The 26,570-nt window shown below is 64.3% G+C and carries 23 protein-coding genes, 1 pseudogene and 1 riboswitch; of the genes and pseudogenes, 11 read left to right on the forward strand and 13 right to left on the reverse strand.

Annotation, left to right across the window (positions count from 1 at the left end; translation table 11 throughout):
• Window positions 1-6 precede the first annotated feature (6 nt).
• Window positions 7-1,746: an ABC transporter permease gene (locus FOY51_RS14320; RefSeq protein ID WP_149430929.1), complete on the reverse strand. Its 1,740-nt coding sequence runs from the start codon at window positions 1,744-1,746 to the stop codon at window positions 7-9.
• A gap of 154 nt (window positions 1,747-1,900) precedes the next feature.
• Window positions 1,901-2,072: riboswitch (M-box (ykoK) riboswitch) on the reverse strand.
• 134 nt (window positions 2,073-2,206) lie between these two features.
• Between FOY51_RS14320 and FOY51_RS27595 the strand changes: the two genes are divergently transcribed.
• The 7 genes and pseudogenes from FOY51_RS27595 (at window position 2,207) to FOY51_RS14340 (ending at window position 7,181) form a co-directional block, all read left to right on the forward strand.
• On the forward strand, window positions 2,207-2,425 hold the full coding sequence (locus FOY51_RS27595) for a hypothetical protein (protein WP_235916334.1): 219 nt from the start codon (window positions 2,207-2,209) through the stop codon (window positions 2,423-2,425).
• Window positions 2,404-2,799 (forward strand): annotated as a pseudogene (locus tag FOY51_RS27795) (hypothetical protein); the annotation flags it as partial. The gene FOY51_RS27595 and the pseudogene FOY51_RS27795, both read left to right, overlap by 22 nt.
• Window positions 2,800-2,839: 40 nt before the next feature.
• Complete coding sequence (locus tag FOY51_RS27800; RefSeq protein WP_253072996.1) at window positions 2,840-3,526, forward strand: HNH endonuclease signature motif containing protein; 687 nt, start codon at window positions 2,840-2,842, stop codon at window positions 3,524-3,526.
• A 45-nt stretch (window positions 3,527-3,571) separates the two neighbouring features.
• Window positions 3,572-4,675, forward strand: a complete 1,104-nt coding sequence (locus tag FOY51_RS27975; protein WP_353961371.1) for a hypothetical protein — start codon at window positions 3,572-3,574, stop codon at window positions 4,673-4,675.
• Window positions 4,620-5,069: a hypothetical protein gene (locus FOY51_RS14330; RefSeq protein WP_353961372.1), complete on the forward strand. Its 450-nt coding sequence runs from the start codon at window positions 4,620-4,622 to the stop codon at window positions 5,067-5,069. The genes FOY51_RS27975 and FOY51_RS14330 overlap by 56 nt, the downstream gene beginning before the upstream one ends.
• Window positions 5,066-5,968 carry a LysR family transcriptional regulator gene (locus FOY51_RS14335; RefSeq protein ID WP_149430931.1) on the forward strand — a complete coding sequence of 301 codons (903 nt, stop codon included), beginning with the start codon at window positions 5,066-5,068 and terminating at the stop codon, window positions 5,966-5,968. Before FOY51_RS14330 ends, FOY51_RS14335 begins: the two co-directional genes overlap by 4 nt.
• Window positions 5,969-6,125: 157 nt before the next feature.
• Window positions 6,126-7,181, forward strand: a complete 1,056-nt coding sequence (locus FOY51_RS14340; protein ID WP_149430932.1) for a YeiH family protein — start codon at window positions 6,126-6,128, stop codon at window positions 7,179-7,181.
• On the opposite strand, the gene FOY51_RS14345 is transcribed toward FOY51_RS14340, so the two are convergent.
• From FOY51_RS14345 to FOY51_RS14365, 5 genes are all read right to left on the reverse strand, one after another.
• Window positions 7,156-8,538 (reverse strand): hypothetical protein, encoded by a 1,383-nt coding sequence (locus FOY51_RS14345; protein WP_149430933.1) that lies wholly within the window; start codon window positions 8,536-8,538, stop codon window positions 7,156-7,158. The genes FOY51_RS14340 and FOY51_RS14345 overlap by 26 nt on opposite strands.
• A gap of 176 nt (window positions 8,539-8,714) precedes the next feature.
• Window positions 8,715-9,539 (reverse strand): polysaccharide deacetylase family protein, encoded by an 825-nt coding sequence (locus FOY51_RS14350; protein WP_187776320.1) that lies wholly within the window; start codon window positions 9,537-9,539, stop codon window positions 8,715-8,717.
• Between the two features lie 161 nt (window positions 9,540-9,700).
• Window positions 9,701-10,192 carry a DUF427 domain-containing protein gene (locus tag FOY51_RS14355; protein WP_149430934.1) on the reverse strand — a complete coding sequence of 164 codons (492 nt, stop codon included), beginning with the start codon at window positions 10,190-10,192 and terminating at the stop codon, window positions 9,701-9,703.
• Between the two features lie 10 nt (window positions 10,193-10,202).
• Window positions 10,203-11,480, reverse strand: a complete 1,278-nt coding sequence (locus FOY51_RS14360) for a hypothetical protein (RefSeq protein WP_149430935.1) — start codon at window positions 11,478-11,480, stop codon at window positions 10,203-10,205.
• Window positions 11,477-12,841, reverse strand: a complete 1,365-nt coding sequence (locus tag FOY51_RS14365; protein ID WP_149430936.1) for a hypothetical protein — start codon at window positions 12,839-12,841, stop codon at window positions 11,477-11,479. Before FOY51_RS14365 ends, FOY51_RS14360 begins: the two co-directional genes overlap by 4 nt.
• Window positions 12,842-12,976: 135 nt before the next feature.
• Between FOY51_RS14365 and FOY51_RS14370 the strand changes: the two genes are divergently transcribed.
• On the forward strand, window positions 12,977-13,669 hold the full coding sequence (locus FOY51_RS14370) for a serine hydrolase (protein ID WP_149430937.1): 693 nt from the start codon (window positions 12,977-12,979) through the stop codon (window positions 13,667-13,669).
• Window positions 13,670-13,699: 30 nt separating this feature from the next.
• A complete protein-coding gene (locus FOY51_RS14375) occupies window positions 13,700-14,452 on the forward strand; it encodes an isocitrate lyase/PEP mutase family protein (protein WP_149430938.1) in 753 nt (250 codons plus the stop codon).
• 89 nt (window positions 14,453-14,541) lie between these two features.
• Here the strand turns inward: FOY51_RS14375 and FOY51_RS14380 are convergent, their stop codons facing one another.
• From FOY51_RS14380 to FOY51_RS14395, 4 genes are all read right to left on the reverse strand, one after another.
• Window positions 14,542-16,731 (reverse strand): AAA family ATPase, encoded by a 2,190-nt coding sequence (locus FOY51_RS14380; protein ID WP_149430939.1) that lies wholly within the window; start codon window positions 16,729-16,731, stop codon window positions 14,542-14,544.
• A 26-nt stretch (window positions 16,732-16,757) separates the two neighbouring features.
• Window positions 16,758-17,639 (reverse strand): CDP-alcohol phosphatidyltransferase family protein, encoded by an 882-nt coding sequence (locus FOY51_RS14385; RefSeq protein WP_235916335.1) that lies wholly within the window; start codon window positions 17,637-17,639, stop codon window positions 16,758-16,760.
• Complete coding sequence (locus tag FOY51_RS14390) at window positions 17,636-18,349, reverse strand: phosphatidylserine decarboxylase (RefSeq protein WP_149430940.1); 714 nt, start codon at window positions 18,347-18,349, stop codon at window positions 17,636-17,638. Before FOY51_RS14390 ends, FOY51_RS14385 begins: the two co-directional genes overlap by 4 nt.
• A 113-nt stretch (window positions 18,350-18,462) precedes the next feature.
• Window positions 18,463-18,735 carry a GlsB/YeaQ/YmgE family stress response membrane protein gene (locus FOY51_RS14395; RefSeq protein WP_149430941.1) on the reverse strand — a complete coding sequence of 91 codons (273 nt, stop codon included), beginning with the start codon at window positions 18,733-18,735 and terminating at the stop codon, window positions 18,463-18,465.
• A 280-nt stretch (window positions 18,736-19,015) separates the two neighbouring features.
• Between FOY51_RS14395 and FOY51_RS14400 the strand changes: the two genes are divergently transcribed.
• A complete protein-coding gene (locus FOY51_RS14400; RefSeq protein WP_149430942.1) occupies window positions 19,016-20,047 on the forward strand; it encodes a beta-ketoacyl-ACP synthase III in 1,032 nt (343 codons plus the stop codon).
• Here the strand turns inward: FOY51_RS14400 and FOY51_RS14405 are convergent.
• A complete protein-coding gene (locus FOY51_RS14405; protein ID WP_187776321.1) occupies window positions 20,044-20,703 on the reverse strand; it encodes a TetR family transcriptional regulator in 660 nt (219 codons plus the stop codon). The two genes, FOY51_RS14400 and FOY51_RS14405, sit on opposite strands and share 4 nt — an antisense overlap.
• Before the next feature lie 109 nt (window positions 20,704-20,812).
• Window positions 20,813-21,943 (reverse strand): PQQ-dependent sugar dehydrogenase, encoded by a 1,131-nt coding sequence (locus FOY51_RS14410; RefSeq protein ID WP_149430944.1) that lies wholly within the window; start codon window positions 21,941-21,943, stop codon window positions 20,813-20,815.
• A gap of 208 nt (window positions 21,944-22,151) precedes the next feature.
• Between FOY51_RS14410 and FOY51_RS14415 the strand changes: the two genes are divergently transcribed.
• Entirely contained in the window at window positions 22,152-26,222 is a 4,071-nt protein-coding gene (locus FOY51_RS14415; RefSeq protein ID WP_149430945.1) for a bifunctional nitrate reductase/sulfite reductase flavoprotein subunit alpha, read from the forward strand.
• On the opposite strand, the gene FOY51_RS14420 is transcribed toward FOY51_RS14415, so the two are convergent.
• The gene (locus FOY51_RS14420) at window positions 26,201-26,548 is read right to left on the reverse strand and encodes a gamma-glutamylcyclotransferase family protein (RefSeq protein WP_149431140.1); all 348 of its coding nucleotides are present in this window, start codon (window positions 26,546-26,548) and stop codon (window positions 26,201-26,203) included. The two genes, FOY51_RS14415 and FOY51_RS14420, sit on opposite strands and share 22 nt — an antisense overlap.
• Between the last annotated feature and the right edge of the window lie 22 nt (window positions 26,549-26,570).

Consider the following 26,570-nt stretch of genomic DNA (forward strand, 5'->3'; position numbering starts at 1 on the left):
TCAGGTTCAGGTCAGCGAGTAGCGGGTCTCGGCGATGCGGTAGAGGCGGCGCCAGAAGAGTCGGTTGAGGCCGACAACGTAGGTGGACATCACGATGACGCCGACCAGCACGCCTGCGAAATTTCCGGTGGTGGTGGCATCGGCGATGTATGCGCCGAGTCCGGTGGCCTCCAGCGTGTTGTGGTTGTAGCTCACAACTTCCGACACGATCGAGGCATTCCACGCGCCACCTGCGGCGGTGATGCCGCCGGTGACGAACGAGGGAAACACCGCGGGCAGGATCAGTCGTTGCCAACGTTGTCGGCGCGACACTCCCATGATCGTCATCGAGTCGCGTAGATCGTTGGGAATGGCGCTTGCCCCGGCGATGACGTTGAACAGGATGTACCACTGTGCTCCGAGCGACATCAGCAGGATGCCACCGAAATTCAGACTGATGTGGGTTGCGACGAAGAACGCAATGGCGAAGGGGAACAGGAAGTTCGCCGGGAAACTCGCCAGCAACTGCACCACTGGTTGGGCGAGCCGACTCACTCTCGGATTCATGCCGATCCAGACACCAATGGGCACCCAGATCACAGTTCCCACAACAAGAATCACGATCACGCGCGCGAACGTCACCGCACCCAGCCAGAACGCGTCGGGGAATGCGCCGAAACCCGTGTTGTCCGCAATGTAGTGCGCGGCGCGGTAGGCACCGAATGCGACGACGGCGACAACCGCGGCAGTGAACGCGACGTCGCCCGCCCTGCGCCGCAGTTCGGGACGGTGCAGTGGATGTTCGGCAAGCCCGAACGGTCGGGTCAGCCGATCGAGACCCCTGCCGAGCAGCCGAAACGGCGGTGCGATGGTTGCGGGAATCGTGGAGCGGCGCAGCACGTTCAGGGTGACGCTGCGCGGGGTCTCCGCTGCGGCGGTGTCACCGAGGCGAAACTTCTCCGCCCACGCGACCAGTGGTCGCCAGAACAGGAAGTTGACGCCGATCACCATGAACGCCATCGCGAGGATCGCCCAACCGACGTTGCCCAGTTCGCCGTCTTCGACGGCTGTCGCGACATATGCGCCGATACCGGGCAATGCGTACGTCTTGTTGTTCACCGAAATCGCTTCCGACGCAGCGAGAAAGAACCAGCCGCCGCCAAAGCTCATCATGCCGTTCCAGACCAGCGGAATCATTCCGGTCGGGACGTCGAGCTTCCAGAACCGTTCCCATTTGGTGAGTCGCATCAATCGGGCGGCCTCGTCGAGTTCCGTGGGTTGGCTGACCAACGCGTAGTAGAACGCGAAGGTCATGTTCCATGCCTGCGATGTGAAGATCGCGAAGATCGAGGCAGCTTCCAGCCCCAGCGTGGAACCGTGAAACATCGCTATGAACAGCGTCACAGTCACGGAGAGAAAGCCGAGAATCGGTACCGATTGCAGGATGTCGAGCACTGGTAGCAGCACTTTTTCGGCACGACGCAACCGTGCCGCAGCCGTCGCGTAGACGAAGGTGAACACCACGCTGAATGCGAGCGCGATGAACATCCTGAGCAGTGATCGCGCCGCGTAGTAGGGGATGTTCGAGGGGTCGGTGGAGACCGTCGACGGCGCAGACCCGACGTCGAATGGCCGATCGAGGCCGGGTGCCAGTCGGATCAGACCGTAGAGAAAAACGGCGACCGCTGCCGCGACCAGAACGTCGATGGAACGCAAGTGCGGGCGTCGCAAAACGCCCGCACCCGGAAGGGCGCGAGTAAAGGGCATGACAAAGCTCCAGATCAGTGGAAGCTGAACGGGCCCAACATGATCGGGGCGCGCTCGGAGGACGAGTTGCGTTTCGGTCTATGACTGCCGTCGCTCATGGCCCACCTCCTGATGCTCTGCAAACAGCGCAAGAGAGGACCGGCCAGATTGCCGGTGGCGCCTCTCCTCGTAAGACCTTTGGCACTTCGCGGCGTCAACCCGAGTTATCGGGAGCCAATCGGGACTACCCCTTAAGCCGGGGAAGCCTGTCCTGACCCGGGGCGTCTCTCGACGTTCGGGGTCGCTGGCCTGTATCCGCGAAGGAGCCTCAGCGAACGATGGCACCTTGCGGGGATAAGTAAACCTCGAAATCTCGAATTCGGCAACCGCGGGAGAGTGGCGGAGCACCCTGGCGGGTTAACCTCAAGGGCCCCAACAGTTTCAGGAGTTTCTTGTCGGTGGGCGCCGATACAATTCGGGCATGGGGTTAGGGGAGATTCTCGCAGAGATCAGGTCGGTGGGCCGCGTGTCGTGGCAGCTGACCGACGACGCGTTGGCGTCATCTCTTCTCGATGTCTGCTCCGCCATTCATGGTCTCGAAGCGTTGCGGTACCGGTTGATCAGCGACATGAACGAGCGGGGTGCCTCCCGTCCGGGTACACCAGTGTCGCCGCCTGGTTGGCGTGCAGCACCTCGCTGAATACCCGCGAGGCGGTTCGGATCGAACGGCGCGCGGATGCGTTGCGGAGTAGTCCGGAGGTGCGGGCAGCGTTCGAAGCCGACGACATCTGTGCCGATCACGCCGCGATGATCATTTCGTTTATGGAACGACCCCCGGCGGCGATGCCAGAGGAGGCGGCACCCGCTGCCCTGAAGTTTCTGTTGGATGCTGCGACGGATCGGGATACTCGGGTGTTGCGGGGTGCGGTCGTAAAGTTGAAGCAGGTCTTCGAGACCGATGATCCGCCACCCGCCGAGGATGTCGATCGCAACGAGTTCTTCGCCTCTCCCACCAGCAACGGGCGGGTGGTGCTCAAGGGTGATGTCGATGCCGAGACCGGGGAGATGCTGCTCTCCGCGTTGTCCCCGTTGTCGAAACCACGGCTCGACTCCGATGCCGAACCCGACCGACGCACCCCCAGCGCAACGCCGTGCGGATGCGTTGACCGAGGTGCTGCGCCGCTACCACGATGCCGCGTGCGGACCCGACGAAGGCAACGAACGCCCACACCTGCACGTCCACATCAACGCCAACGATCTCGTCGAAAGGCCTGCTGCGGATCGGGGTGCCTACGACGAGATGTTCGCCCAAACGGATGTGGGTTGGATGCCCTGGGTGGGACCCTTGTCGGTCGATACGGTGCGTCGGTTGGCCTGCGACTGCACCCTGTCCCCGATTTTGTTGGACGAGAACGGCACCCCGATCGATTTGGGTCGCACCACGAAGGTGGTTTCGCGGAAACTGCGGCGGGCGTTGGTCGCTCGGGATCACGGGTGCGCGTTCCCTGGCTGCGGACGACCCCCGTCGTGGTGCGACGGGCATCATGTCAAGCATTGGGCAGAGGGCGGACCGACGGATTTGGATAATTTGGTGCTGCTCTGCCGGTTTCATCACCGGATGATTCATCACAGCGGCTGGCAAGTTGTCATCGGCGACGACCGCCACCCGTGGTTCATCCCACCCGTACAACGCGACCGATTCCGAGAACCCTTACCCGCCAACAACCGCGGCTCGCCGATGCGGAGCCGTCACGCGCGAAGGCGGGTGCCAGTGCACGGAAATTCACGCTCGATTGCATGACAATGGTCATGGGCGGGCAAGGACCGCCGAGCCCACGATTGATCCATGAAGAAACGAACCCTGCCGCTGGTCGCATTGGCGTTCCTGTCGGCACTGACGGCCGAATTTCTCCTCGGCGACCAATACCTGAGTTCTGCGGGCGCGGGCGCACAAGTGGGGATGCTGCTCTTCTTCGTGGTGTTCTACGGAAGCGGCGCAATCCTGATCCGCGAGACGGCCCGCCGGTTGCAGCTCGGTTGGCCAGGAATCATGTTGCTGGCGTTCGCATTCGGCGTCTTCGAAGAGGGGCTGCTGACGCAATCGCTGTTCAACCCCGACTACGTCGGCCAACACCTCCTCGCACCGGCATACATTCCGGCGCTCGGCATCGGCGCCGAGTGGACGGTATTCGTCATTCCGCTGCACGTAATCTGGAGCATGGGCTCGCCGATTGCGTTGTTCGAGGCCAACTTCGGTGAGGCACCCCGGTTGCGTCGAGTGGGACTTTCGGTGTGCTCGATGATCTTCGCGTTGGGCTCGATCGGCATCTTCGCCGTCAGCCTCGGCATGAGCGACGAGCACTTCATGGCGTCGCCCCTGCAGCTCGCCTCGGCCGCGGCGATCGCACTCGTCACAGCCGTGATCGCCGTCCGTCTCCCGCGTCGTCTGCCCGCAGCGCATCGTTCCGGTGGACTGTTCGTCGGACTCGCTGTCACATCGGCATTCCAACTCGCATCGAAACTCGACGATCAAATCTCGCCCTGGCTCGGCACCCTCGCGTTGGTTGCGGTACTGGTGATCGGCGGGATGCTAGCGGGCAAGTTCCGGCCGGTCTCGCTCGCGGCCGGCGCGATCCTCACGTATTGCTGGGTCGGCTTCGCCAACGCCGCCGACCACGGTGCGCCGGCGATGATCGAGCAGGGCGTGATCATCGCGGCCTACCTGGTCTTGCTGGTCGTCACCCTGCGCAGGGAGAGTATGCCTACGATTGGTCATGCTCTTCACACCCGCAGCGATCGAAGGAATCGAAGCAGGAACGATCACGCTGGCGTTTCGACGCTGGGAACAGGTTCGGGTCAAACCGGGCTCACGTATCCGAAGCTCACGTGGAGTGGTGGAGATCGTCTCCATCGCCAAGGTGAAGAAGATCTCCGAGGCCGACGCGCGTAAGGCAGGCTTCGACACCGCCCCGAAACTCCTTGCCCTGGTGGACAAGAAGTCCCGCGGCGGTGATCTGTACAAGGTCGGCGTTCGGTTCGGTGGCGAGGATCCGCGAAAAACCTTGCGGGCGAGTGCGGATCTCTCCGACGACGACTTTCAGCAGATCCGCAAACGCCTCGACCGGATGGACGCCAAGATCACCTGGACCCGGGCCGTGCTGCGACTGATCGGTGAACGGCCCGAAGTGGTGTCGACCGAACTGGCCGCCGAAGTCGGCATGGAACGTCCCGATTTCAAGCTCCGAGTACGTCGATTGAAGGAGCTCGGCCTCACCGAAAGCTTGGAGGTGGGCTATCGCTTGAGCCCGCGGGGCCGAGCATTTCTGGACGCCGACGCAGAGTGACCAGGCGATGGCCCGACTTGGGCGCTCTCGAACTGCTGGTCGGGGTCGACGATCACGGCGGTCTCAGTGCCGCGAGCCGCAAAACCGGTATGGCGCAACCCAATGCGAGCAGGGCGATCAAACAGCTGGAGCAGCATTTCGGAATGCCGCTGCTGCAGCGCAGCCCAACCGGGTCGACGTTGACACCGCAGGGCACCGTCATTGCACATTGGGCCCGAAAAGTTCTCGCGGACACGGACAAATTGCTCGATATCGTCGACGGATTGCGAGCCGACCGCTCCGTGGAGCTGACGGTAGTTGCGAGCATGACCGTCGCCGAGCACCTCGTTCCGCGGTGGCTGGGCACGTTTCGTGGCCTACATCCGGAGGTGCGCATTCACCTGCAGGTGACCAATTCGTCTCAGGTCTTCGATCGGATCGCCGACGGATCTTGCGACGTGGGGTTCGTGGAGTCGCCGACGGTGCCGCGAAATCTGCACAGCGTCGTGGTCGGTAGGGACCGCCTCGTCCTGGTCGTTCCCGCCGACCACCCCTGGGCTCGTCGCCGAAAGCCGCTGACGGCCGCCGAACTCGCGGCGGCTCCGCTGATCGTTCGAGAACCGGGATCGGGTACCCGCACCACCCTGGATCTCGCTCTGCAGGACTACGAGCGCTCCGCTCCTTTGATCGAACTCGCCAGTGCCGCAGCCATTCGGACCAGCGTGCTCGGCGGGGTCGGTCCGGCCGTGCTCAGCACTCTCGCCGTTGCCGACCAGGTGCAATCCGGCGACTTCCGGGTCGTCGAGGTGGACGGTCTCGACCTCCACCGATCGTTGCGTGCGGTGTGGCGACCGCCTCGCCAGCTGATCGGCCCTGCAGGTGAGTTGGTTCGGTTGGCCCGCAGGGACGGTACCGGCTAGCTCGGCAGGTGCACTCTGTCGCCTCGACGAGGGGGTCGCGGACCCTTCCTGGTCATGCGGAATGCGCATAACTGTGCGCTGATCCATATCAAATTGATCTACCGTTGTGCCGAATTGCTCTCTACCGCATCGGCTCCGTTTCACGGACTGTGGATACATGAGTAGCCAACTGAGCACAAGACATACGATCAACCAAGATCGACAGGACAAAGCGCGGGGATCCCGCCTCGCGACTCTCACAGCATCGCTGACGCCGGGCTTGGCATTGTGCGCCATCGCCACCGCCGTCGCGATGGCCGTGAACTCGGTGTATTCGACGGCGAGCCCCCTGCTGATTGCGATTGTGCTCGGCGCGATCCTGGCGAACGTGGTTTCGCTGCCCCAGACCGTGAAGCCGGGCCTGCAGTTCTCGGCAAAGAAGTTGCTCCGCGTCGGGGTTGCCCTGCTGGGATTTCAGCTGATGCTCAGCGACATCCTCGCGCTCGGCTGGGGTGTGATCGTCGTCGTGGTGGCCATCGTCTGCCTCGGTATCACCGGCACGATGTTCGCCGGAAAGCTTCTCGGCTTGACCTGGACACAGCGTCTGCTGATCGCATGCGGATTCTCGATCTGTGGTGCGGCAGCAGTTGCTGCCGTCGACGGAGTCGTGGATGCCGATGAAGAGGAACTGCTCACGGCGGTCGCGCTTGTCGTCATCTTCGGAACCCTGATGATCCCGGTGATCCCGCTGCTAGCCCGCCTGCTCGGCATGTCCGACAACGATTCGGGAATGTGGGCCGGCGGTGCCATCCACGAGGTCGCTCAGGTGGTCGCCGCGGGTGGTGCAATCGGTGGATCTGCATTGGCTGTTGCTGTGGTTGTGAAGCTCGCACGAGTGCTGATGCTGGCTCCCGTCATGACCGTGCTCAGTGTTCGTCAGCGCCGTCTCATCGGGGACGATGCGAACATCAAGCGCCCGCCGCTGGTCCCGTTGTTCGTCATCGGATTCATCGCCTGTGTTGTGCTCCGCTCAACCGGCGCAATGCCTTCCGCTGTTCTCGCGGATGCGAAGTTCGTGCAGACGGCCCTACTGACCGCGGCGATGTTCGCCCTCGGCGCCGGGGTTCACGTTGCCACCATCAAGAAGGTCGGACCGCGTCCCTTCGTGCTCGCCACGATCTCGACGGCATGGGTCGCAACCATCGCGCTCATCGGCGTGACGCTCGCGGGATAGTCGGCACGAGAATGGCTGCGGCGCAGAAGACTACGGTGAGCAGAAGGGCGATACCGACAAACCGAAGGTCATTGCTGACCTCGGTGAACTCGATCGACAGGCTCGTCGAAAATGCGTCGGACGATGTCACGCCCGGAAGCGGACTGTAATAGGTGTCGGACAGCGGCTCGTACGAACCCCCGTAGAAGTTGAAGCGTAACGGCACGGACGCGGCCTCGGTCAGCACGAAGGCGCTGAACGGAATCCCCAAACCCAATGCAGCAATGGCAGGTTCGGTCGGAAACGTCGAGCCGACCGCGTGGGCAATCCCGAATCCCAGCACTGCGACCCGGACCAACAGCAATACGCCGTCGTTGCCGAAAGTCGGCCACGCGGCCGTTACGAGCGGAATCAACGCAGCGACAGCCAATCCCGCAACAGGATGCGGCCTGTCGACCGAAAGCCGTAGTCCCACAACCACTGCCAGGACACCGACCAGAATGATCCACTGGCCTGAGATCGTTGCACTGGCGAAGTCGCCGAGCACCGGCATGGCGGCTGCCGCGCACCCTGTCGCGGCGAGCAGGAATCGCCCGTCCGGTGCCGGAGCGAAGCGTGCAATCAGCTCGACCGACGCCAGCACGATCACCAATGAAATCGCGATCACCACCCAGATACGAATTCGGGATCCGTACTCCTGGTTGCCGATCCATTGACCGAGCAAACGGTGCGCCAGAGCGAGAACGATCGCTCCGACGATGACGACGCGGAGCGACCGCGGATCTGGCCGTTGTAGTCGAAACCCCGTCTGGGCTGTCCATGCAGCCGCAACTGCGAGCAGGATCGCCGCGATGGAAAGCCAGGATGGCGGATCGCCGAGCTGAGATGCTGCCGTGCCGATTCGGGTTCCGCCGATTGCGCCTGCCGAGTTCCATGCCTTGGCCAGCAGGAATGCCGATACCGCTCCGACGGATACCGCTAGTCGCCCCGGCGCGCGTGCCCACAGCGCGGCGATCACCGCCCCGAGAATTCCGCCAGCGGCGACGGCGCGGACATAGTGCAATGCGGTCACGACGTCGAGGCTCGTGAACTGCTGTTGGATGGCGGTGATGATGCCGACGATCAGGCTGAACACGGCTACGGCGACCCAAGCACCTCTGCTCGAGCCTTGCTGACCGATCAAGATGCACACCAGGACGGCCACCACCACGCCTATCGCGACACCGGACGGCGCGCTGCTGTGCCATCGTTCGAGCTGAGCTGGATCGGCGATGAATGCCCAATTGCCGCTGCGAGCGTCGGCCAACACAAAGCCCGCAAGCCCGGCCCCGAACAACCCAGCGACGAGCGTGATCAGTTCACGAAGTATCGGAGGCACGGGGTGAAACTACCGCGAAGTCCGGAAACTGCCGGCGGCTGAGCGGTCGTCGTGTCAGCCGGAGGTAGTCACTCAGCCGCCGAAACAACTTCGGAAGAATGACGGCGTCCTCGCTCTACGAATGGCATAGCGGCCCCTCCTAGGGCGACTCGTTGCGGGTCACAGGATTGCGCGGCCTACGCCGGTGTGCGCGGTGGTGCGATGAAGACGTCGTCGAGGGTGACGGTCCGAAGATTCCGGGAGCGGATGATCTCGATCAGTTGCGGGTAGACGTGCGTGACGGGCGCATGATTGAGGTGCCCGATCACGATCGCTTGTGGCCTGAAGTACTGCTGCGCCATGCGAACCAGGTAGTCCTCGGTTATCAGGGTCGAGTCCGACAACGATCCGAACCACAGCGTCGGCGTCGTGTATCCGAGTTCGGCCGCAACCGAGTCGACGGTCGCACTGTGGTTGCCGTAGGGCGGGCGAAAATACGGTGTTGCGTCGACACCGTATTTCTTCCGAAGAAAGGTGTCGTTCCTGGTCAACTGGGCGGCGATCTCCTTCGACGAGATCGTCGTGAGGTCCGGGTGCGACCAGGTGTGGTTTCCCAGCTGAATCCGGCCGGCGTCGACGAGTGGGCGCAACAGGGCCGCGTTGTCGGTCCAGGAGTCGTAGATACCGTTGACGAAATACGTCAGCCGCACACCGCTGTCTCGTGCGAACTGTGTGTAGAGACGCACGACATCGCTGTCGACGCCGTCGTCGACAGTCAACGCGAGCAGGTCGCCGTCGCCCGGAATCGACGTCAACGCGCCGCCACCGGGCAGCGTGATCCGGCGGCTCGCCGGCGGCGGCGGCAACAAGCCTGCCGACGGCGCGGCAGCCTGACTGCGAGGGCTGCTCGGCAACGCTGTGGTGTCGGTCGACTCAGCACCCGTGCCGGTAGCCGCCGATACTCGACCACACCCCGCAACGACGGCGGCGGCCAGCACGGTGAGCATCTGTCGTCGATCCACGGGCGCGAACTGTAAGTGTCCTCGACATCTAGCGGGTGACGGCAAAGCAAACGTCGAGATGGTGTAACGACTTCGTTCAGCGGTTCGTCAGTTGCCGTAAGCGGTCCGCCCTTGCGCGACGATGGAGTCACGCGACGATGGAGTCGGATCTGCCGCATCATTCACCAGCCGCGGGTGCCTGCCGCTCCTTTGAAGGGACCGACGACTCGCGAGGTGATCCAGCCGCCGTAGAACCCGCCGTCCTGCGCGACCACGGTCTCTCCGTCGACCTCGCACGTTTCCATTCGCCCGGGATAGAGGGAAACGAGTCCCGCCAGCGCCTCGAAGCCGGTTGACGGGTTCGGATAGAACCAGGCTGCGCTGGACACGGTGTCCGCGCCACCGTGGACGTCGAGATACGACGCATGGCCTTTGAACTCGCACCAGCTCGCACCGTCCGCGGGCGTCAGCGCACCCGCGACGAACGCGGTACGCGGAATGTAGTACGCGGGCGGGTGGCTGGTCTCGAGCACGCGGACCGCCGACGTCGTGTCGGCTATCACCGCTCCGCCGAGGTGGACCACGATGCGCTCGGATGTCGGCTCCACGCGCGGCGGTCGTGGGTAGTCCCAGACAGACTCCTGACCGGGGCCGGGCTCGATTCGGGCGCGCATCAGAGTCACGTTACGCCTGGGCGTCGTGGCGTGTCCGACCCGCGAAAACAGCGCACAGCAAGGCTGCCGCTGCGAGGCCGGCGGCGGCCATTCGGGCGTCGAAGGCGGGATGTGCGTCGCTCAGTCGCCGCAATCCCGAGTAGGGGGTCCAGCCGAAGTCTTTTCCCAGGGTGCTCCGGGTAGCGGCGCCGAATACCGTCGATGCGAACAGCACGCCGAAACCGAGCGCGGCGACAACGGCCTCCGCAGGGAATGTCGAGCCGATCGCATAGCCGGCGGCCACGCCGATGACGCCGACACGCAAGGCCAAGAAGGCACCGTGGTGACCGAAACTCGGCGACACCGCATCGATGATCGGAATCAGCGCCGCCGCAAGGAGTCCCGCGTACGGATGCTTCCGCACCACGGACACACGCAGACCCACACCGATGGCCACGATTCCGATCAGCACTACCCAGATCGCCGTCCCACCGCGAACCGGCATTCGCAGATCGGCAAGCACTGGCGCTGCCGCGGCGGCGATGCCGGTGACCGTGAGCAGGAATCGACCCTCGATCGCCGGTAGCCAGCGAGACAGCAGAACGGTGGCCACGACGACCGCGGTGATCACCACCCACACGTGCTTCCACCACCGAAACGACGAGGCGACGTCCGACGCGGTGAGCCACCCTGCTCCGAAGCGGTTGACCAGAACGAGGCTGGCTACGCCGACGATCGTGGTGATCGCAATCGTGCTCGACGGTCGCTGGGGCAGGTAGTGGCCGGGCGTCGTCACCGCGGCCGCCGCCGCACCGAGTAGAGCTGCAAGTAACATCCATAGCGGAGCGTTTGCGAAAAGCCGTACATCGGACCCGGATCCGTCCGACACCGCAACCACCAAGTATGTCGACACGATACCCAGAGCCAGCGCAACCTGCCCCTGTGGTCGACCCCACACCGCTGTTGCAGCGGCACCGAGAAGTACACCGCCGCAAGCAATTCGAAAAAGATAGGGCGAGCCTTCGTAGTCGAGGCCGCCGTTCTCGGGCCAGCCCGCGGTGATCGCCCAGACGCTGCCTACGGCAAGGGCTGCGACCACCCACGCGACACGGCGGTCCACGAATCGGCTCAGCACCACACATGCGACGACGGCCGCTACGGCTCCCAGCGCAACACCCGTGTTGTGGTCGGCGACGCCGTGCTTCTCGTAGCCGGTGTAGATCTGGCTGTCCGACAGGGTGAATCCCGCGAGCACGCCCGTCACCAGAGTGGCAAACAGCGCGACAGCGGAGCGTACGACTGCTGTCATCGCGCCGGCCCGAACCCGATCGGTTTCGCTGTTCCGGACTTGCCGCGCAGCCCGAAAACGCCAGCGGCACAGGCGACGATCACGATCAGCATCGCCAGCCCGGCAAGGCGGTACTCGTTCGCGTCACCGAAGGAGTGGAATCCACTGGCAGGTGAATCCCCAACGGACGAAAAGTTGATTCGTCTGATCTCAGGGACCGCGGCGGCAGTCTGCAATGCCGATGTGGACAGTATCGCGACGCCGAATGCCGTAAACGGTGATTCGCTCGGATAGCTGGACCCGAGGGCATACCCAGCGCCCAACGCGGCGACAGCAAAGCGCAGCACCATGCCGATTCCGTTGTTGCCGAACTCTGGAGAGAGTGCGCTCGAGAGGGGGACAATCGCCACGATTGCCAGTCCCAGGACCGCATTGGGGCGAATACTGGAAATCCTCAGGCCGGCAATGGTTGCCAGCGCGACAACGAACACGAACCACGGTGTCGGCGCCGATTGCGGCACAGCTCGCATGTCGCGAGTTAGTACCGCGAAGTTGGCGGCCACACCGAGTGCGACGAGGATGAAACGTCCGAGACCGGGCCGAGCCAACCTTGCCACAGTGAATGAAATCGCCAGAAGTGCCCCGACTGAAACAAACACGGCGAGCCAAATGCGCGAGCGATGGTTGATTGCGTCACGCGAGATCCACTCAGTAAACAGACGGCTGCCGATAGCGAATACCACTACACCACCGAGCGCATTTCCGATCGATCGCCTATTCGGTTGCGGCAGCTGATATCCGGATGGCGTTGTTGCCGCCGCGGTCGCAGCCAACACGACAGCTCCCGCGAGGAGCCACCAATTCGGATCGCTGTGCCGGAGGATCGATGAGTCGATTTCGTCGGAACCCGATATGAGAAAGATGCCCCCGCTCGAACGCACGGCCGCGCTCGCCGCAGCGGCAACTGCGCCAGCGGCGAGGGCTGACTGCCAGGCAATCCGCCCGTGGCACGCGGCCGCGGCCGCACCGAGCATTCCGCCTGCCGCAATGCATCTGACGATCTGCGCGGTCTCGAGAAGGTCGACGCCGCTCGCGGCGCGCGGTGCGAGCGTTGCCGCGACGATCAGTGCCCCTAGTGCCGCAACAGCTCCCCAGCCACCGCGCCGTGAACCGCGTACACCGACGACGACGCACACTCCGACCGCGACGATGGCGCCGAGCGCGATGCCGGTCGGCGAATCAGACAGCCACCATCGATTGTCGCCGCCGGTTGCATACAGAACCCAATTCGCCGTCAGATCGTCGGACAATACGAATACAGCCGCGCCACCTGCGAAAAGGGCAGCCACAACGGCAATCAGCTCACGCAGTGTCGGTGGCACGTGCTGAACCTACCGCGCATTTCGGGCGGTTTGCGTCAGTCGGGCGTAGTTCCCTCGACCGTGCGGTGCTTTTTACAGCAAACTCCCAGCTCGCTGCCATGGCCGTCGGACCTTGGATGTGCAGAGTTGGCGCCCATGCGAATGAAGTTCTTGATTCCCTTGGTGACCGCATTGACCGCCCTCGGCGCGAGCGGCGTCGCAGCTGCGGCGCCTGCCGGACCGTTGGACGTCATCCCGCTGAATCCGCGGACCACATTCGCCGTCGTTTCCTTGATTCCGGGTGTCAGCACCGGTACACCCAACTCGTCGGAGCCTCGTCCGGCTCTGTCGATCATCAAGCTCTACATAGTCGACTACGTGCTGCGCCATGGTGACGGATCGGCGCAGGACCGGCAATTGGCCCAACGCGCAATTCAATTCTCGGACAACGACGCCGCCAGTGCGTTGGACACCAAGTACCCCAACGCTATCGACGCGGTAGCGGCCGAAGACCAACTGGCCAACACCTGGCGCGGATCGTTCTGGGGGACCTCGTACACGAGCGCCCAGGACACAGCGACGTTCCTCGTCGACAAGGAACGCACCGATCCGGCCTCGCCGATCCTCGGCTGGATGGCCACCGCGAGCCCCATCGCGGCAGACGGGACCGCGCAGAACTGGGGCACCGTCCACATTCCTGCCATGCTCGGCACCAAATGGGGCTGGTCGGACGACCGCACATCGCTCGTCGCGTCGGCGTCCTTCGGACCGGGTTTTGCCACCGCCGCATTCACCAACGGCGATCCGGATGACGAAAATGCCGACCTGGCAGCCTTTTCCATCAAGTGAGGTAGCGGAGGCCGACGTACGCTGGACTGCATGACTGCACTCAGCGCCAAAGCAACCACACTTCTCGAGCTCCACAAGCCCGGCGATCCGGTGATCCTGCCGACCGTTTGGGATGCCTGGTCCGGCAATCTCGCAGCGGAGGCGGGGTTTTCGGCCCTGACCATCGGCAGCCACCCGGTCGCGGACTCTGTCGGCAAGGCCGACAACGAGGGCATGGATTACCAGGATCTACTGACCAGGGTCAAGCAGATCACCAGTGCGGTGGACCTACCCATTTCGGTCGACATCGAATCCGGCTACGGCCTGTCGGCGGCGCAGTTGATCGAGGGACTGCTCGATGCGGGCGGTGTCGGCCTCAACATCGAGGACACGGTGCACAGCGAGGGTGGCCGACTCCGCGACGCCCAAGAGCACGCCGACTTGGTTGGCGAACTTCGCAAGGCGGCCGATGCCGCGGGCGTGCACGTAGTGGTCAACGCGCGCACCGACCTGTTTATCAAGCAGAACGGTGACGAGGCCGACCGCGTCGATCGCGCCATCGCCCGACTGAAGTTGGCCGCCGACGCCGGTGCCGACGTTCTCTACCCCGTCGGTCGGCACGACGACGAGACGCAACGTCGCCTCACCAGTGAACTTCCATTGCCGATCAACGCAATCGGCCTGCCCGACCAAGACGACAAAGCCGCGCTCGCCGCGCTAGGTGTCGGCCGAGTCAGCTTCGGCCCGTTCTTCCAGAAGGTTCTTGCAGGCCACGCCACCGAACTCCTGGCCCGCTGGAAGTAAACGACGTGAATCAGGGGACCCTTTCCTCCATTAGACGTGGTGAGGGGTCCCCCGACTCGGGTCGACAAGGCGGGGAACGTGGGCCTGCGTCAGCCGCCGCTTCTGTTGTCGGCATACGCCTTCAGCGCGGCAACCTGTGCGGGATCGAGAGATGGTCGCACCGTCTTGCGCGCTGCGGCGATGTCGGCGGCCGTGACGTCTGCGGCATCGACGCTGCGTCGCATGGCTGCCAGCGCAGCTTCCCGGAGCAGCGCTGCGCAGTCTGCGGCGGAGTAACCCTCCAGATCGTCTGCCAGCGAGTCTAATTCGACGTCGTCTGCCAGTGGAACGTTCTTGCCTGCGGTACGCAGAATGTCACGTCGCGCAGCGGCGTCCGGCGGCGGAACGAAGACCAGCCGCTCGATACGCCCGGGCCGCAGCAGCGCGGGATCGATCAGATCGGGCCGGTTGGTCGCGGCAACCACGACGACGTCACGGAGTGGTTCGACGCCGTCGAGTTCGGTGAGCAGCGCGGCGACCACTCGATCGCCGACTCCGGAATCCGAGCTCTGCCCTCGCGGTGGCGCCAACGCATCCACCTCGTCGAGGAACACCAGCGACGGCGCCGAATCACGCGCACGCTGAAACAGCTCGCGCACAGCCTTTTCCGATGCGCCTACCCATTTGTCCATCAGCTCGGCACCCTTCACCGAGTGCACACTCAGCTGCCCACTGCTGGCGAGCGCACGGACCAGGAACGTCTTACCGCAACCGGGCGGGCCGTAGAGCAGCACACCGTGTGGCGGGTCGACGCCGAGGCGTGCGAACGAGTCGGGGTGCCGCAGCGGCCACAGCACCGCTTCGGTGAGTGCCTGCTTGGTCTCGACCATGTCACCGACGTCGTCGAGGGTGAGGCTACCGATCGCCAATTCCTCTGTACCGGAACGTGACAGCGGCCGGATCACCTCGAGTGCGCCGAGTATATCGTCCTGGGTCAGCACCGGCTTCTCGCCGGACTTACTGGACCGCGATGCCGCTCGCAGCGCCGCCTCACGGCACAGCGCAGCAAGATCGGCGACGACGAAGCCTGGTGCGCGGGCGGCGATGTCGTCGAGCTTCAGCTCGCCCGTCGGCACCTTGCGCAGCAGCAGATCGAGAATCGCCTTGCGGGTTGCGCCGTCCGGAAGACCCAGGGACAGTTCGCGATCGCACAGGTCCTGGCCACGGAGGCGGTCGTCGACGGATCCCGGATGCGCTGTGGTGGCGACGAATGCGACGCCGGGAATCGTCACAGCGGCACGCAACTGATCGAGGATCAGCGTTGCGACCGGTTCCGCCTCGGACGGCAGCAGTGCATCGATATCGGTGATCAGCAGCACACCACCCGACGCGACCGAGGTGACCGCATCGCTGACTTCCTGTAGGCGCGAGCCGATTTCGGCGGCACCGACCGTCGGGCCGTCCAACTCGACCACTCGTCGTTTGGCGAGCACGGCACGCGCCAGCGTCGCCTTACCCACACCGGCAGGCCCGGTGATCAGCACACCCAGGTGGGGTGACGCCCCGAGCGTCTTGAGCAGTTCGGGCTCGTCGAGCGCGAGCCCCAGCCATTCCGCGAGCTTGGCCGCTTGCGGTTGTGCCCCGACCAGATCTTCGATCGGAACAACGGGCGTCTCCGGAATGGCTGGGATCGCGGGAGCGGCGGTTGCGCTGGTCGAAGTCACCGCGGTTCCCCTCGTCGTCGACGCCCACTGCACCGCCGTGTTGGGCTGCACGCTCACCGGGCCTGGTGCGGGATCGACCGCGGTTACGGTGAGCAGCTCGGATGTCCAAGCGACAGCGAAGGTTCGGGTCAGTGCCTGAGTCGCTGCGGCCGTGCTGGTGCCAGGTCCCAGATCTCGCGGCAGCAGCGAGACGGCATCGCCGACGTTCACCACTTTGCCCAGCAGCGCTTGGCGCAGCGTTGCCGTCGAAATCGATTGTGTCGCCAACGCGGATCCGGTTACCGAAATCTGTTTTGCCCCATACACGGTGACCGGTGCCAGGACCACCGTCGCGTTCTCTTTGATCCCGGCGTTCGAGAGCGTCACATCGTCGAGCAACACTGTCCCGGTGGGAGTTCCGGCAGGAGCGATGCCGACGACGGCGGCCGTCCGCCGCGCGCCGACCAAGGACACGCCGTCCCACTCACGCAGCCCCAGTGCCGCAAGTGCTTCCGGATGCAATCGAACGACGCCGCGCCGAGTATCGGCGGCGGATGTGTTCAACCTGGCTGTGAGCGCGAGATCGGGTGTGGTCACAACACAACCCTGTCACACCACATCGCTCAGGGGCGTGCGCTTGGCCTGCGCAGTCCCAACCGTGCGGACGAGCGCCGACGGCCGTTGGGCGAGCGTCGAATGGCGCGTCGCTGCGCACGTCGCTCCGCAGGCTTGCGGTCCCAGGTTTCCGGTCGGGCCGCCACCCACCGCTGCGACCGGATGGCGAACGGGATGTGCACCAGGTACAGGCAGACCAGCACCATCAGCAGGAGCAACGGGAACGTGACGAGGGCCGCTGCGGCAAGCGCAACCAGCACCAGCAAGCCGGCGGCGGCCTGCGGCGGGACCGAAACGGACTTCAACGCCAGCGTGGGGACGGTGCTGACGATCAGCAAGGCAGAGAACACCATCCACGCCGAAACCAAGGCGGTCGAGTCCCACCAGCCGTCGCCCCACTGCTCGTACATGGCGACCGGCAGCAGAGCCACCAAAGCGCCTGCGGGAGCGGGCACACCGACAAAGAATTCGCGTTCGAAACTGGGGCGATTGTCGTCGTCGAGCAGTGTGTTGAAGCGGGCGAGGCGCAGCACGATGCTCACGGCATAGATCAGCGTGATGATCCATCCGAAGCTGCCGCCGTGCAGCAGCGTGGTGTACAGCACGAGGGCGGGAGCAACACCGAACGAGATGGCGTCGGACAACGAGTCCAGTTCGGCACCGATCTTGGACGTGGCGTCCAACAGTCGGGCGACGCGGCCGTCGAGAGCGTCGAGGATGGCTGCCGCACCCACCATTGCGAGGGCGAGTCCCAGTTGTCCGTCGAGCGCGAATTTGACCGCCGACAAGCCGCTGCACAACGCAAGGATGGTGATCACGCTCGGCAACAAGCGAACTGGGCGGATCAACTGGGCTTTCGCCTTGCCGCGAACGCCGGTTTTCTCGCTCACGGGAGTTCGGCCAGCACCGTTTCGGCGCCCACCGCACGCTGACCTGGCTCGACCAGCAGCGTGGTGCCGACGGGAAAGTAGGTGTCGACGCGAGATCCGAAGCGGATGAGTCCGTATGTTTCGCCGATCGGCAGGGTGTCGCCGACCTTGGCGTTGCAGACGATGCGGCGCGCGATCAGCCCGGCGATCTGAACGACCGCGACCTGCTGGCCGCTGACGGTCTCGAGCAGCATGGAGTTGCGCTCGTTGACCTCGCTGGCCTCCGCCAGGTCGGCCGAAAGGAATTGGCCGCGTTGATGCGTCACCGACTTGACGGTGCCGCCGACCGGACTGCGCTGCACGTGAACGTCCAGCACCGACAGGAAGATACTGACGCGGGGACGCGGCTCGGAGCCCAGATTCAGTTCGGCAGGGGGAGCGGCGGTGTCGACCAGTGCGATCTCGCCGTCGGCGGGGGAGACCACAAGGCCGGGGCGGGTCGGCGGTACGCGATGCGGGTGCCGGAAGAAGGCGGCACATGCTGCGGCTGTTGCGATTCCGCTACGACGGATCCACTTGTGCCTGCGGCCCAGTGCGGCGACGGCGAGCGGTCCACCGACGAACGGCAGGCCTGCGGAATGCAACGGGGGTACAGCGGCGCGAACAAGGTCGACGACATGCCCCACCCCAGATGTCGTCGGGGTTCCTGGCGGGGTCGGTCGGCGTGCCACGGGCTCCTCTAACTGTCGAATCGGATGCACCCCAGCGAAACTGCTGTGAAACGTCGAACGGGGCCGCTCACACCTTAACGTGAGGACCCCGCTCGACGGTTGTGTCTGTGTTTCTAGACTCGTGTTCTGCCACTGATGAAGCGTTCGTAGCCGACGATCAGAACCGCTGCGACGATGACGCCGAGGATCAGCGCGATCCAGTCGACTCCCTTCGTGTTGTCCTGGTTGCTGAACTGATGGAAAATGAAGGACCCGATCAGGGATCCGAGGATGCCGAGCCCGATGGTGATCGGGATCGAGATGTTCTGCTTGCCGGGTAGTACCAACCGAGCCAATGCGCCGATAATTGCTCCGGCGATGATGGCCGATATCAAGGTTCCGATCATCGGAGAACTCCTTCCGGCACCCGTACCTCGAGTGCCTGTGTGTCGAACGCAATAGGCGTTGGATCACCACGCGGGTACCCCGGAGTGGCGTGCCTCACACCACGGTATTGGACGGGTGTCCCGAACGGATGTATTTCAAGATCACGGTTGTGTCCCCGGAGGGGAACACTTGGGTCTGTCTTTGTGAACCTACGGAACCGAAGGTTAGCTGCCTGTCGGCACTCATATGGCGTAAAATCTGAGGGACCCTCATATTTCTGTACGTGTTTAGGAGTCCGACATGCCTGCTTCGATTGCCGACCAGCGGGGCGCCGATCACACGGCGATCCTCGGTCTCGGTGCCTTCCGGCCCGCGCGAGTGGTCACCAACGACGAGGTCGCTGGGCCCATCGATTCGAGTGACGAATGGATCAAGACGCGCTCCGGCATCGATACGCGGCGCTTCGCGGGCGAGGGCGAATCCGTCATCGAGATGAGTATCGCCGCAGGCAGGCAAGCGCTCGAGTCGAGCGGAATCGCTCCCGATCAGATCGGCTGCGTCATCGTCGCAACCTCGACATACACCATGCTCACACCTGCTTGTGCGCCTCAGGTGGCGACCGGTCTTGGCATGAAGGAGACGCCCGGCTTCGATCTCTCCGCAGGCTGCGCAGGCTTTTGCCACGGACTGAGCGTCGGGTCGGACATGGTGCGAGCAGGCACTGCAAGCCACGTGTTGGTGATCGGTGTCGAGAAGCTGACCGACGCTGTGAATCCGGAGGATCGGACCACCGCCTTCCTGTTCGGCGACGGCGCGGGCGCGGTTGTGGTCGGCCCGTCGGAGGTCAACGGAATCGGTCCGACGGCATGGGGTTCGGACGGCGAACAGTGGGAGGCCATCCGCCAGACCAAATCGTTCGCCGACTATTTCCTGGAGTTGAAGGAGCAGGGTCCCGACGTGGTGCGGCCGTGGCTTCGGATGGAAGGAACGATGGTCTTCCGCTGGGCTGCGCACTCGCTGGAGAAGGTGTGTCGCGAGGCCCTCGACAGGGCAGGCGTGGCCACTGACGATCTGGACGTCCTCATTCCGCACCAGGCCAACGGTCGCATCACCGAGGTGATGGCACGGGTGCTCAAATTGCCGGACACGTGCACGGTCGCCAACGACATCGAGGAAATGGGCAACACGTCCGCCGCTTCTGTTCCGCTCGCGATGGAGGCGATGCTGCGCAAGGGTCAAGCGAAGCCGGGCGACACCGCATTGCTCATCGCGTTCGGTGCCGGTCTGTCCTACGCCTCACAGGTCGTGATCCTGCCCGGCGTCCCGGTCTAGAGGGCTGTCGGTGCGCGAACTTCGGCACGCCGGCCGACGAATTGCGTGAAATACGCGATCTTGTCGGGCGGCACGATTCCCGGGAGGATGATCAGCCAGGCGCGCTGCAGATCGCGGATCAGCTCGTCTGCGTCGCATCCCGGGGCCGAGTTCAGCAAGCCGACGAATAGCGACGACACCACTCGGGCGAGGAAACTTGCCGGGTAGTCGGAGGTGACGTCGCCTTCGGCGGCGGCTTTCGCCAGCAGTGGGGTGAAGGACGACTCCCATTCCATCCGCACTTCGTGGTAGATGCCGGCGTCGCGACCGATCTCCTCGGTGAGACGCAAACCCGCGCGGCCCAGTGGGCTGTCGGTCAGTTCGCGTGCGATGACGAAAGAGATGTCGACCGCAGACTCCAGAGCCGGTATCCCATGTGTCACTACAGAATCGACCGCCGTCTTGGCGTCGGCTCGCTGCAAGGTGATCAGAACGATAGCGAGGTCGTGCTTCGACGGAAAGTAGTGGTACAGCGAGGCTTTGGTGATGTCGCAGCGGTCCGCGATGTCGCTGAGGTTGGTGCGATGAAAGCCTTTGGTTGCAAACTCCAAAGCCGCAGCGGCGACCACCCGTTCGCGCGTCGTGTCAGCGCGCGACTTCTTCTCGACTGATGACAACTTCGACAATCCTTACGGTCGCTTCGATGTGCGGTGCCGTCCACCCCGGAATCACCCCTGACCATCAGATGGTCACGCGTCCAAGTTTACTGCAAATTAGCTGATCGTGCTACTTATTCGGTTGCGGGCGCACACGAAGGACCTTGTCCGACGAGCCGTTGTCGGTTGTCACCAGCAGTGATCCGTCGGCCTGTGTCGCGAGTGTCCGGATTCGGCCCTCGGTGCCGGACAGCTCCGGGAGAGTGCTCTGCTCCACGACTGTCGTTCCGTCCTCCGAAAGCCGGAGCAAGACCACACGCTGGCCTTTCAGTGCGCCGACGGCCAAGCTGCCGTCCCACGCGCCCCAGGCCTTGCCTGTCACGAACGTGCCGCCGCCGGTGGCGATGGTCGACGGGCCGGAGCTCCATACGGCCCCCACCGCGCCCGGCACCCGGTCGGGATCCGTCATGGGCACAGACTCGTCGTATTTATTCGGGTTGCGGTCCGGTTTCCACCCGTAGTTGGCACCGGCTCGCAACAGGTTCACTTCGTCGTCGCGAGAGCTGCCCTGCTCGATCGAGAAGATCTGTGACGTGTTCGGGCGAGCGGCCAGCCCCTGGACGTTGCGGTGGCCAAGGGTGTAGATGGGACTGGTCGGGTCGGGATTGCCGGCCGCGGGTCGTCCGGTGGCGGCGTCGACGTGAAGTACCTTGCCGCCGAGCGAATTACGATTCTGCGGCACGCTCGGCTGCGCCGAATCCCCGGTGCCGATGAACAAGGTGCCGTCCGGCTGCGGCAGGATGCGGCACCCGCCGTGCCTACCCGACGTCACCGGAAAACCGCTGATCACAGTGCCCGTTCGAGTGAGTGAGGTCCAGTCGGCGTCGGCGGTCCAGCTCTGCACGCGGATGTCCGTGGTACTGGCGTCGCGAAACCCTTGGCAGGTGAACACCTTTCGGGATGCGGCGAAGTCGGTCGCGAGCGCCATCCCCATGAGTCCGGTCTCGCTGCCGACGAACAGATCCGATCGGTCGGCGCTCACTTCCGCGACGCGGCCGTCCGGGTGTCGGGCGACAACCCGTCCGGAACGCTCGCCGGTGATGATCGTCCCGTCCGGAGCGGTGATCACGTCCCAGGGATGGTCGAGGCCGTCGAGCACGGTCGTCACGTCGACCGCAGGAAGGCTGGGCGCCGGGGTGCCCGCCGGTGGTGGAGCCGATTCGCCGCTCTGGTCGGAACACGCGCCGAGTAGTACGGACATGGCGACAAGGAGTGAGACGGAGGCCACAATTCGGGAGGAGCGCACCTGATTCAGCGTACGTGGCGACTGTCCGAATAGTCCGTCTGAGCCGTCCTGACCTGCGTAAACACTCCTCTCATCTGATCGCGGTGTGCCGTGAGGCAGGATTCACCTACCGATAACGTCGGGGAAACCGCGCACGACGCGAGGCCCGCCAGTATTCGTTGGCATGACCGCCGGTACGCGAACGACGACGAGGACCGCATGCTCGTACTGCGGTGTCGGTTGCGGTATCACGGTGGAGACCGACAAGGACGCCGAGACGGGCAAGCAGGTGATCGCCAAGGTATCGGGCGACAAGCTGCACCCCACCAACTTCGGCCGACTGTGCACCAAGGGTTCGACCCACGCCGAGATGATGCGGGCGGACGGGCGCATGGGCACCGCGTTGGTTCGCTCCGAACGAGGCGGAACCCCGACTCCGGTGGCCGTCGACGACGCCGTTGCCGACGCCGCCGCACGGTTGCGGCGCATCCTCGACGAACACGGCCCCGATTCGATAGCGCTCTACGTGTCCGGTCAGATGTCGATCGAGGCGCAATATCTGTCGAACAAGCTCGCCAAAGGCTTTCTGCGCACCGTGCACATCGAATCGAACTCGCGGCTGTGCATGGCCAGTGCGGGCACCGGCTACAAACAATCCCTCGGCGCCGACGGGCCACCGGGGTCCTACACCGACATCGACCGAGCCGATCTGTTCTTCGTCACCGGCGCCAACATGGCCGACTGCCACCCAATTCTGTTCCTGCGCATGGCCGATCGGCTGAAGGCGGGTGCCAAGCTGATCGTGGTGGATCCGCGTCGCACCGCGACGGCGGACAAGGCCGACCTGTACCTGCAGATCAAGCCCGGCACCGACTTGGCGTTGCTCAACGGGCTGCTGCACCTGCTCGTCGACACCGGCTGCATCGACGAGGCGTTCATCGCTGAGCACACCGAGGGTTGGGAAGGAATGGTCGAATTCCTGACCGACTATCCACCGCAACGGGTTTCGGAGATCACCGGATTACCGGAGGCCGACATCCGAACCGCTGCAGAGTGGATCGGCACTGCCGAGAACTGGCTGTCGCTCTGGACGATGGGACTGAATCAGAGCACCCACGGCACCTGGAACACCAACGCGATCTGCAACCTGCATCTCGCAACGGGCGCAATCTGCAAGCCGGGTAGCGGCCCGCTCTCGTTGACCGGTCAGCCGAATGCCATGGGCGGGCGGGAAATGGGGTACATGGGACCGGGTCTTCCCGGCCAGCGATCCGTGCTTGCACCGGACGATCGCGCGTTCACCGAGGAGATCTGGGGCCTGGAACCGAACTCGATCAGAACCGACGTCGGGCCGGGGACCATCGAGATGTTCGGTCAGCTTGCGGCGGACAAGATCAAGGCCTGCTGGATCATCTGCACCAATCCGGTTGCCACGGTGGCCAATCGGAAGACCGTGATCGACGGGCTGGAATCGGCCGAGCTGGTGATCACGCAAGACGCGTACGCCGAGACGGCCACCAATGCGTATTCGGACATCATGCTGCCCGCGACGCTCTGGGCGGAATCCGATGCGGTGATGGTGAATTCGGAGCGCAATATCACCCTGCTGCAGCAGTCGATCGAACCTGCGGGCGACGCCCGTCCCGACTGGCAGTTGATCGCCCAGGTGGCATCGGCGATGGGTTTCGGAGACCACTTCCGCTACAGCAGTAGCGAAGAGGTGTTCGAGGAAATTCGCCGCTTCGCCAACCCGAAGACCGGCTACGACCTGCGGGGCGTCACCTACGACCGGCTCCGCACCACGCCGGTGCAGTGGCCCTCGCCGCCCGACGACGATCGCGACCGGCATCCCATTCGCTACCTCAACGACGGCGTCAGCCAGAACCTGTTTGTCGACGAGTCCGGCAGGCAACCTCGGCTGGCGTTTCCGACGCCCAGTCGGCGTGCGATCTTTCACCAACGCCCGCACATGGCGGCGAAGGAGATGCCCGACGACGACTATCCGTTCGTCCTCAATACCGGTCGCCTGCAGCATCAGTGGCACACGATGACCAAGACGGGCAAGGTTGCCAAGTTGAACAAGTTGGACAACGGGCCGTTCGTCGAAGTTCATCCAGACGACGCCGAGGCGTTGGGAATCGCCGTCGATCAGCAGGTGGAGATCTCGTCTCGTCGAGGCCGCGCCGTTCTGCCCGCGGTGATCTCCGATCGGGTTAGGCCAGGGAATTGCTTTGCACCCTTCCATTGGAACGACGAGCACGGGGAGTACCTGACCATCAACGCTGTCACCAACGACGCCGTCGACGCCGATTCGCTGCAGCCCGAATTCAAGGCGTGCGCTGTGACGCTGCGGCCCATAGCCACACCTGCGCCGGTGCCATCTGGTGCAGAACCGGGGCTTGCGGTTGCAGCGGGGATCGGTCCGATCGGCCCACCCGACATGTCGGGCAGCGAACGCCTTTATCTGGCAGGGTTTTTCACGGCACTCAATGCTGCGCCGGTGGAGGGTGTTCCGGTGCTGCCGGGATCGGCGCCGCTCTCCGGGTCGGCGCGTATGTGGATCGATGGACTGCTGGCAGGGACATACTCCCGCGGTACCGGTGCCATCGCCGTCGCGGAAGCACCTGACGCAGTGGAGCGGTCGGTCCTGGTGATGTGGGCGTCGCAGACGGGCAATGCCGAAGAGTGCGCGAAGCTGTGCGCCGACGAGCTGGGCAAACGCGGCCTCACGCCGCGCACGGTCGACATGGACTCGTGTGATCTCGCCGAATTGGCTGCTGCCCGTGATGTTCTGATCATCACCAGCACGTTCGGCGACGGTGGTCCACCGGACAACGGTGCCGACTTCTGGAGCAGGCTCAGCGCGGACAGCGCGCCGTCCATGGCGAACGTTCGATTCACTGTGCTGGCCATGGGCGATTCGTCGTACGACGATTTCTGCGGCCACGGTCGTGCCGTCGATACCCGGTTGACCGCATTGGGTGCGACGCCGATGCTGCCGCGGGTCGACTGCGAACCCGACTACGACGAGCCGGTTCGCGACTGGATCGACCGGGTGCTCGACTTCCTCTCCGCCGAAAGCGAAGTCGTACGGTCCAGCGTCGTCGAGGTGGCAGCGTCGGCACCGACCGAGTGTGCGTTCACTCGCGCCGATCCTGCGCAGGCGACGTTGGTCCGCAACTCCGTTCTGACAGCGGCCGCGTCGTTGAAGGAGGTGCGGCAGTTCGGGTTCGATCTCACCGGCCTCGGTGTCAGTTACGACGCGGGCGACGCACTCGGCGTCTTCCCTGTCAACGACGACGCTACGGTCGAGAGCTGGCTGGCCGCAACGGGTCTGAAGGCCGATCGTACGATCACGGTGGCAGGGGTAGACCGCAGGCTCGCCGACGGTCTGCGCAGCGAGTTCGACATCACCCGCATCTCGCCCGACCTACTGCGCTTCGTTGCCGATCGCAATGCGGATCCATTGCTGGCCAAGCTGCTTCGCCGGGACAACAAGAACGAGCTGGCGAGTTTCCTATGGGGTCGCCAGGCAATCGACGTGTTGCGCGCTTTCCCTGTCGCCGCCGACCTCGTCGAATGGCAGACCGTGCTGAAACCGCTGCAGCCACGGCTGTATTCGATCTCGTCGAGTCCGTTGGTGAGCCCGGACGAGGTGCAGCTGACCGTCTCGGTGGTCCGCTACGACGGGGAGGGCGGATCCCGACGCGGCGGTGCATGTTCGACGTTCCTTGCCGACCGTGCTGAGGCAGGAACCGTTCCGGTGTATCTGCAACGCTCACAACACTTTCACCCGCCGGCCGACTCGACCGCGCCGATGATCATGATCGGGCCCGGCACCGGCATCGCACCGTTTCGCGGCTTCCTGCAGGAGCGGCGCGCGTTGGGCAGCACCGGCAGAAACTGGCTGTTCTTCGGTGAGCAGAAGGCGGCCACCAACTTCTACTACCGGAGCGAACTGGAGGACATGTTCCGTGACGGGTTCCTGAACCGGCTGGATCTGGCCTTCTCGCGCGATCAGCGTGAGCGGATCTATGTGCAGGACAGGATGATCGAGCACGGTGCCGAGATGTGGCGGTGGATCGGCAACGGTGCGCACATCTACGTCTGCGGCGATGCCGCGCGGATGGCGAAAGACGTGGACGACACGTTGCTGCGGATCGCGCAGATCCACGGCCACCTGTCGGAGGACGAGGCGCTGGCCTTCAAGAAGCGGTTGGTGGCCGACAAGCGCTATGTGCGGGATGTGTACTGATACACCCACGCTGTGGTTCCCGACGCGAGTGTCACCTCGATTCGCTCGTAGTCGTCTACCTCGTATTCGTCGGCGGCACGGAGCTCGGCGGCGCTGATCTGGAATACGGTGCCGCTCACTGCGTCGTCGGGATCGTCGCTCGGGACGACGATCGGATGCTGTGCGATTCCACTGAGAGCCAGCACATGCGGGTCGGTGATGGTCAGCATGTCGATCCGATGTCCTGCCAGCTCGTCAGCTCGGCCGCCGAGATATCGGCCGAACGTGCCCAGTTGCACGGCAGGATCCTGCAGTGTGCCGTAGGAGAACAAGTGTTGCGGGAGCATCGATATCACCGTGTCGGTAGCC

Source organism: Antrihabitans cavernicola, from assembly GCF_008297975.1.
Lineage (GTDB): Bacteria > Actinomycetota > Actinomycetes > Mycobacteriales > Mycobacteriaceae > Antrihabitans > Antrihabitans cavernicola.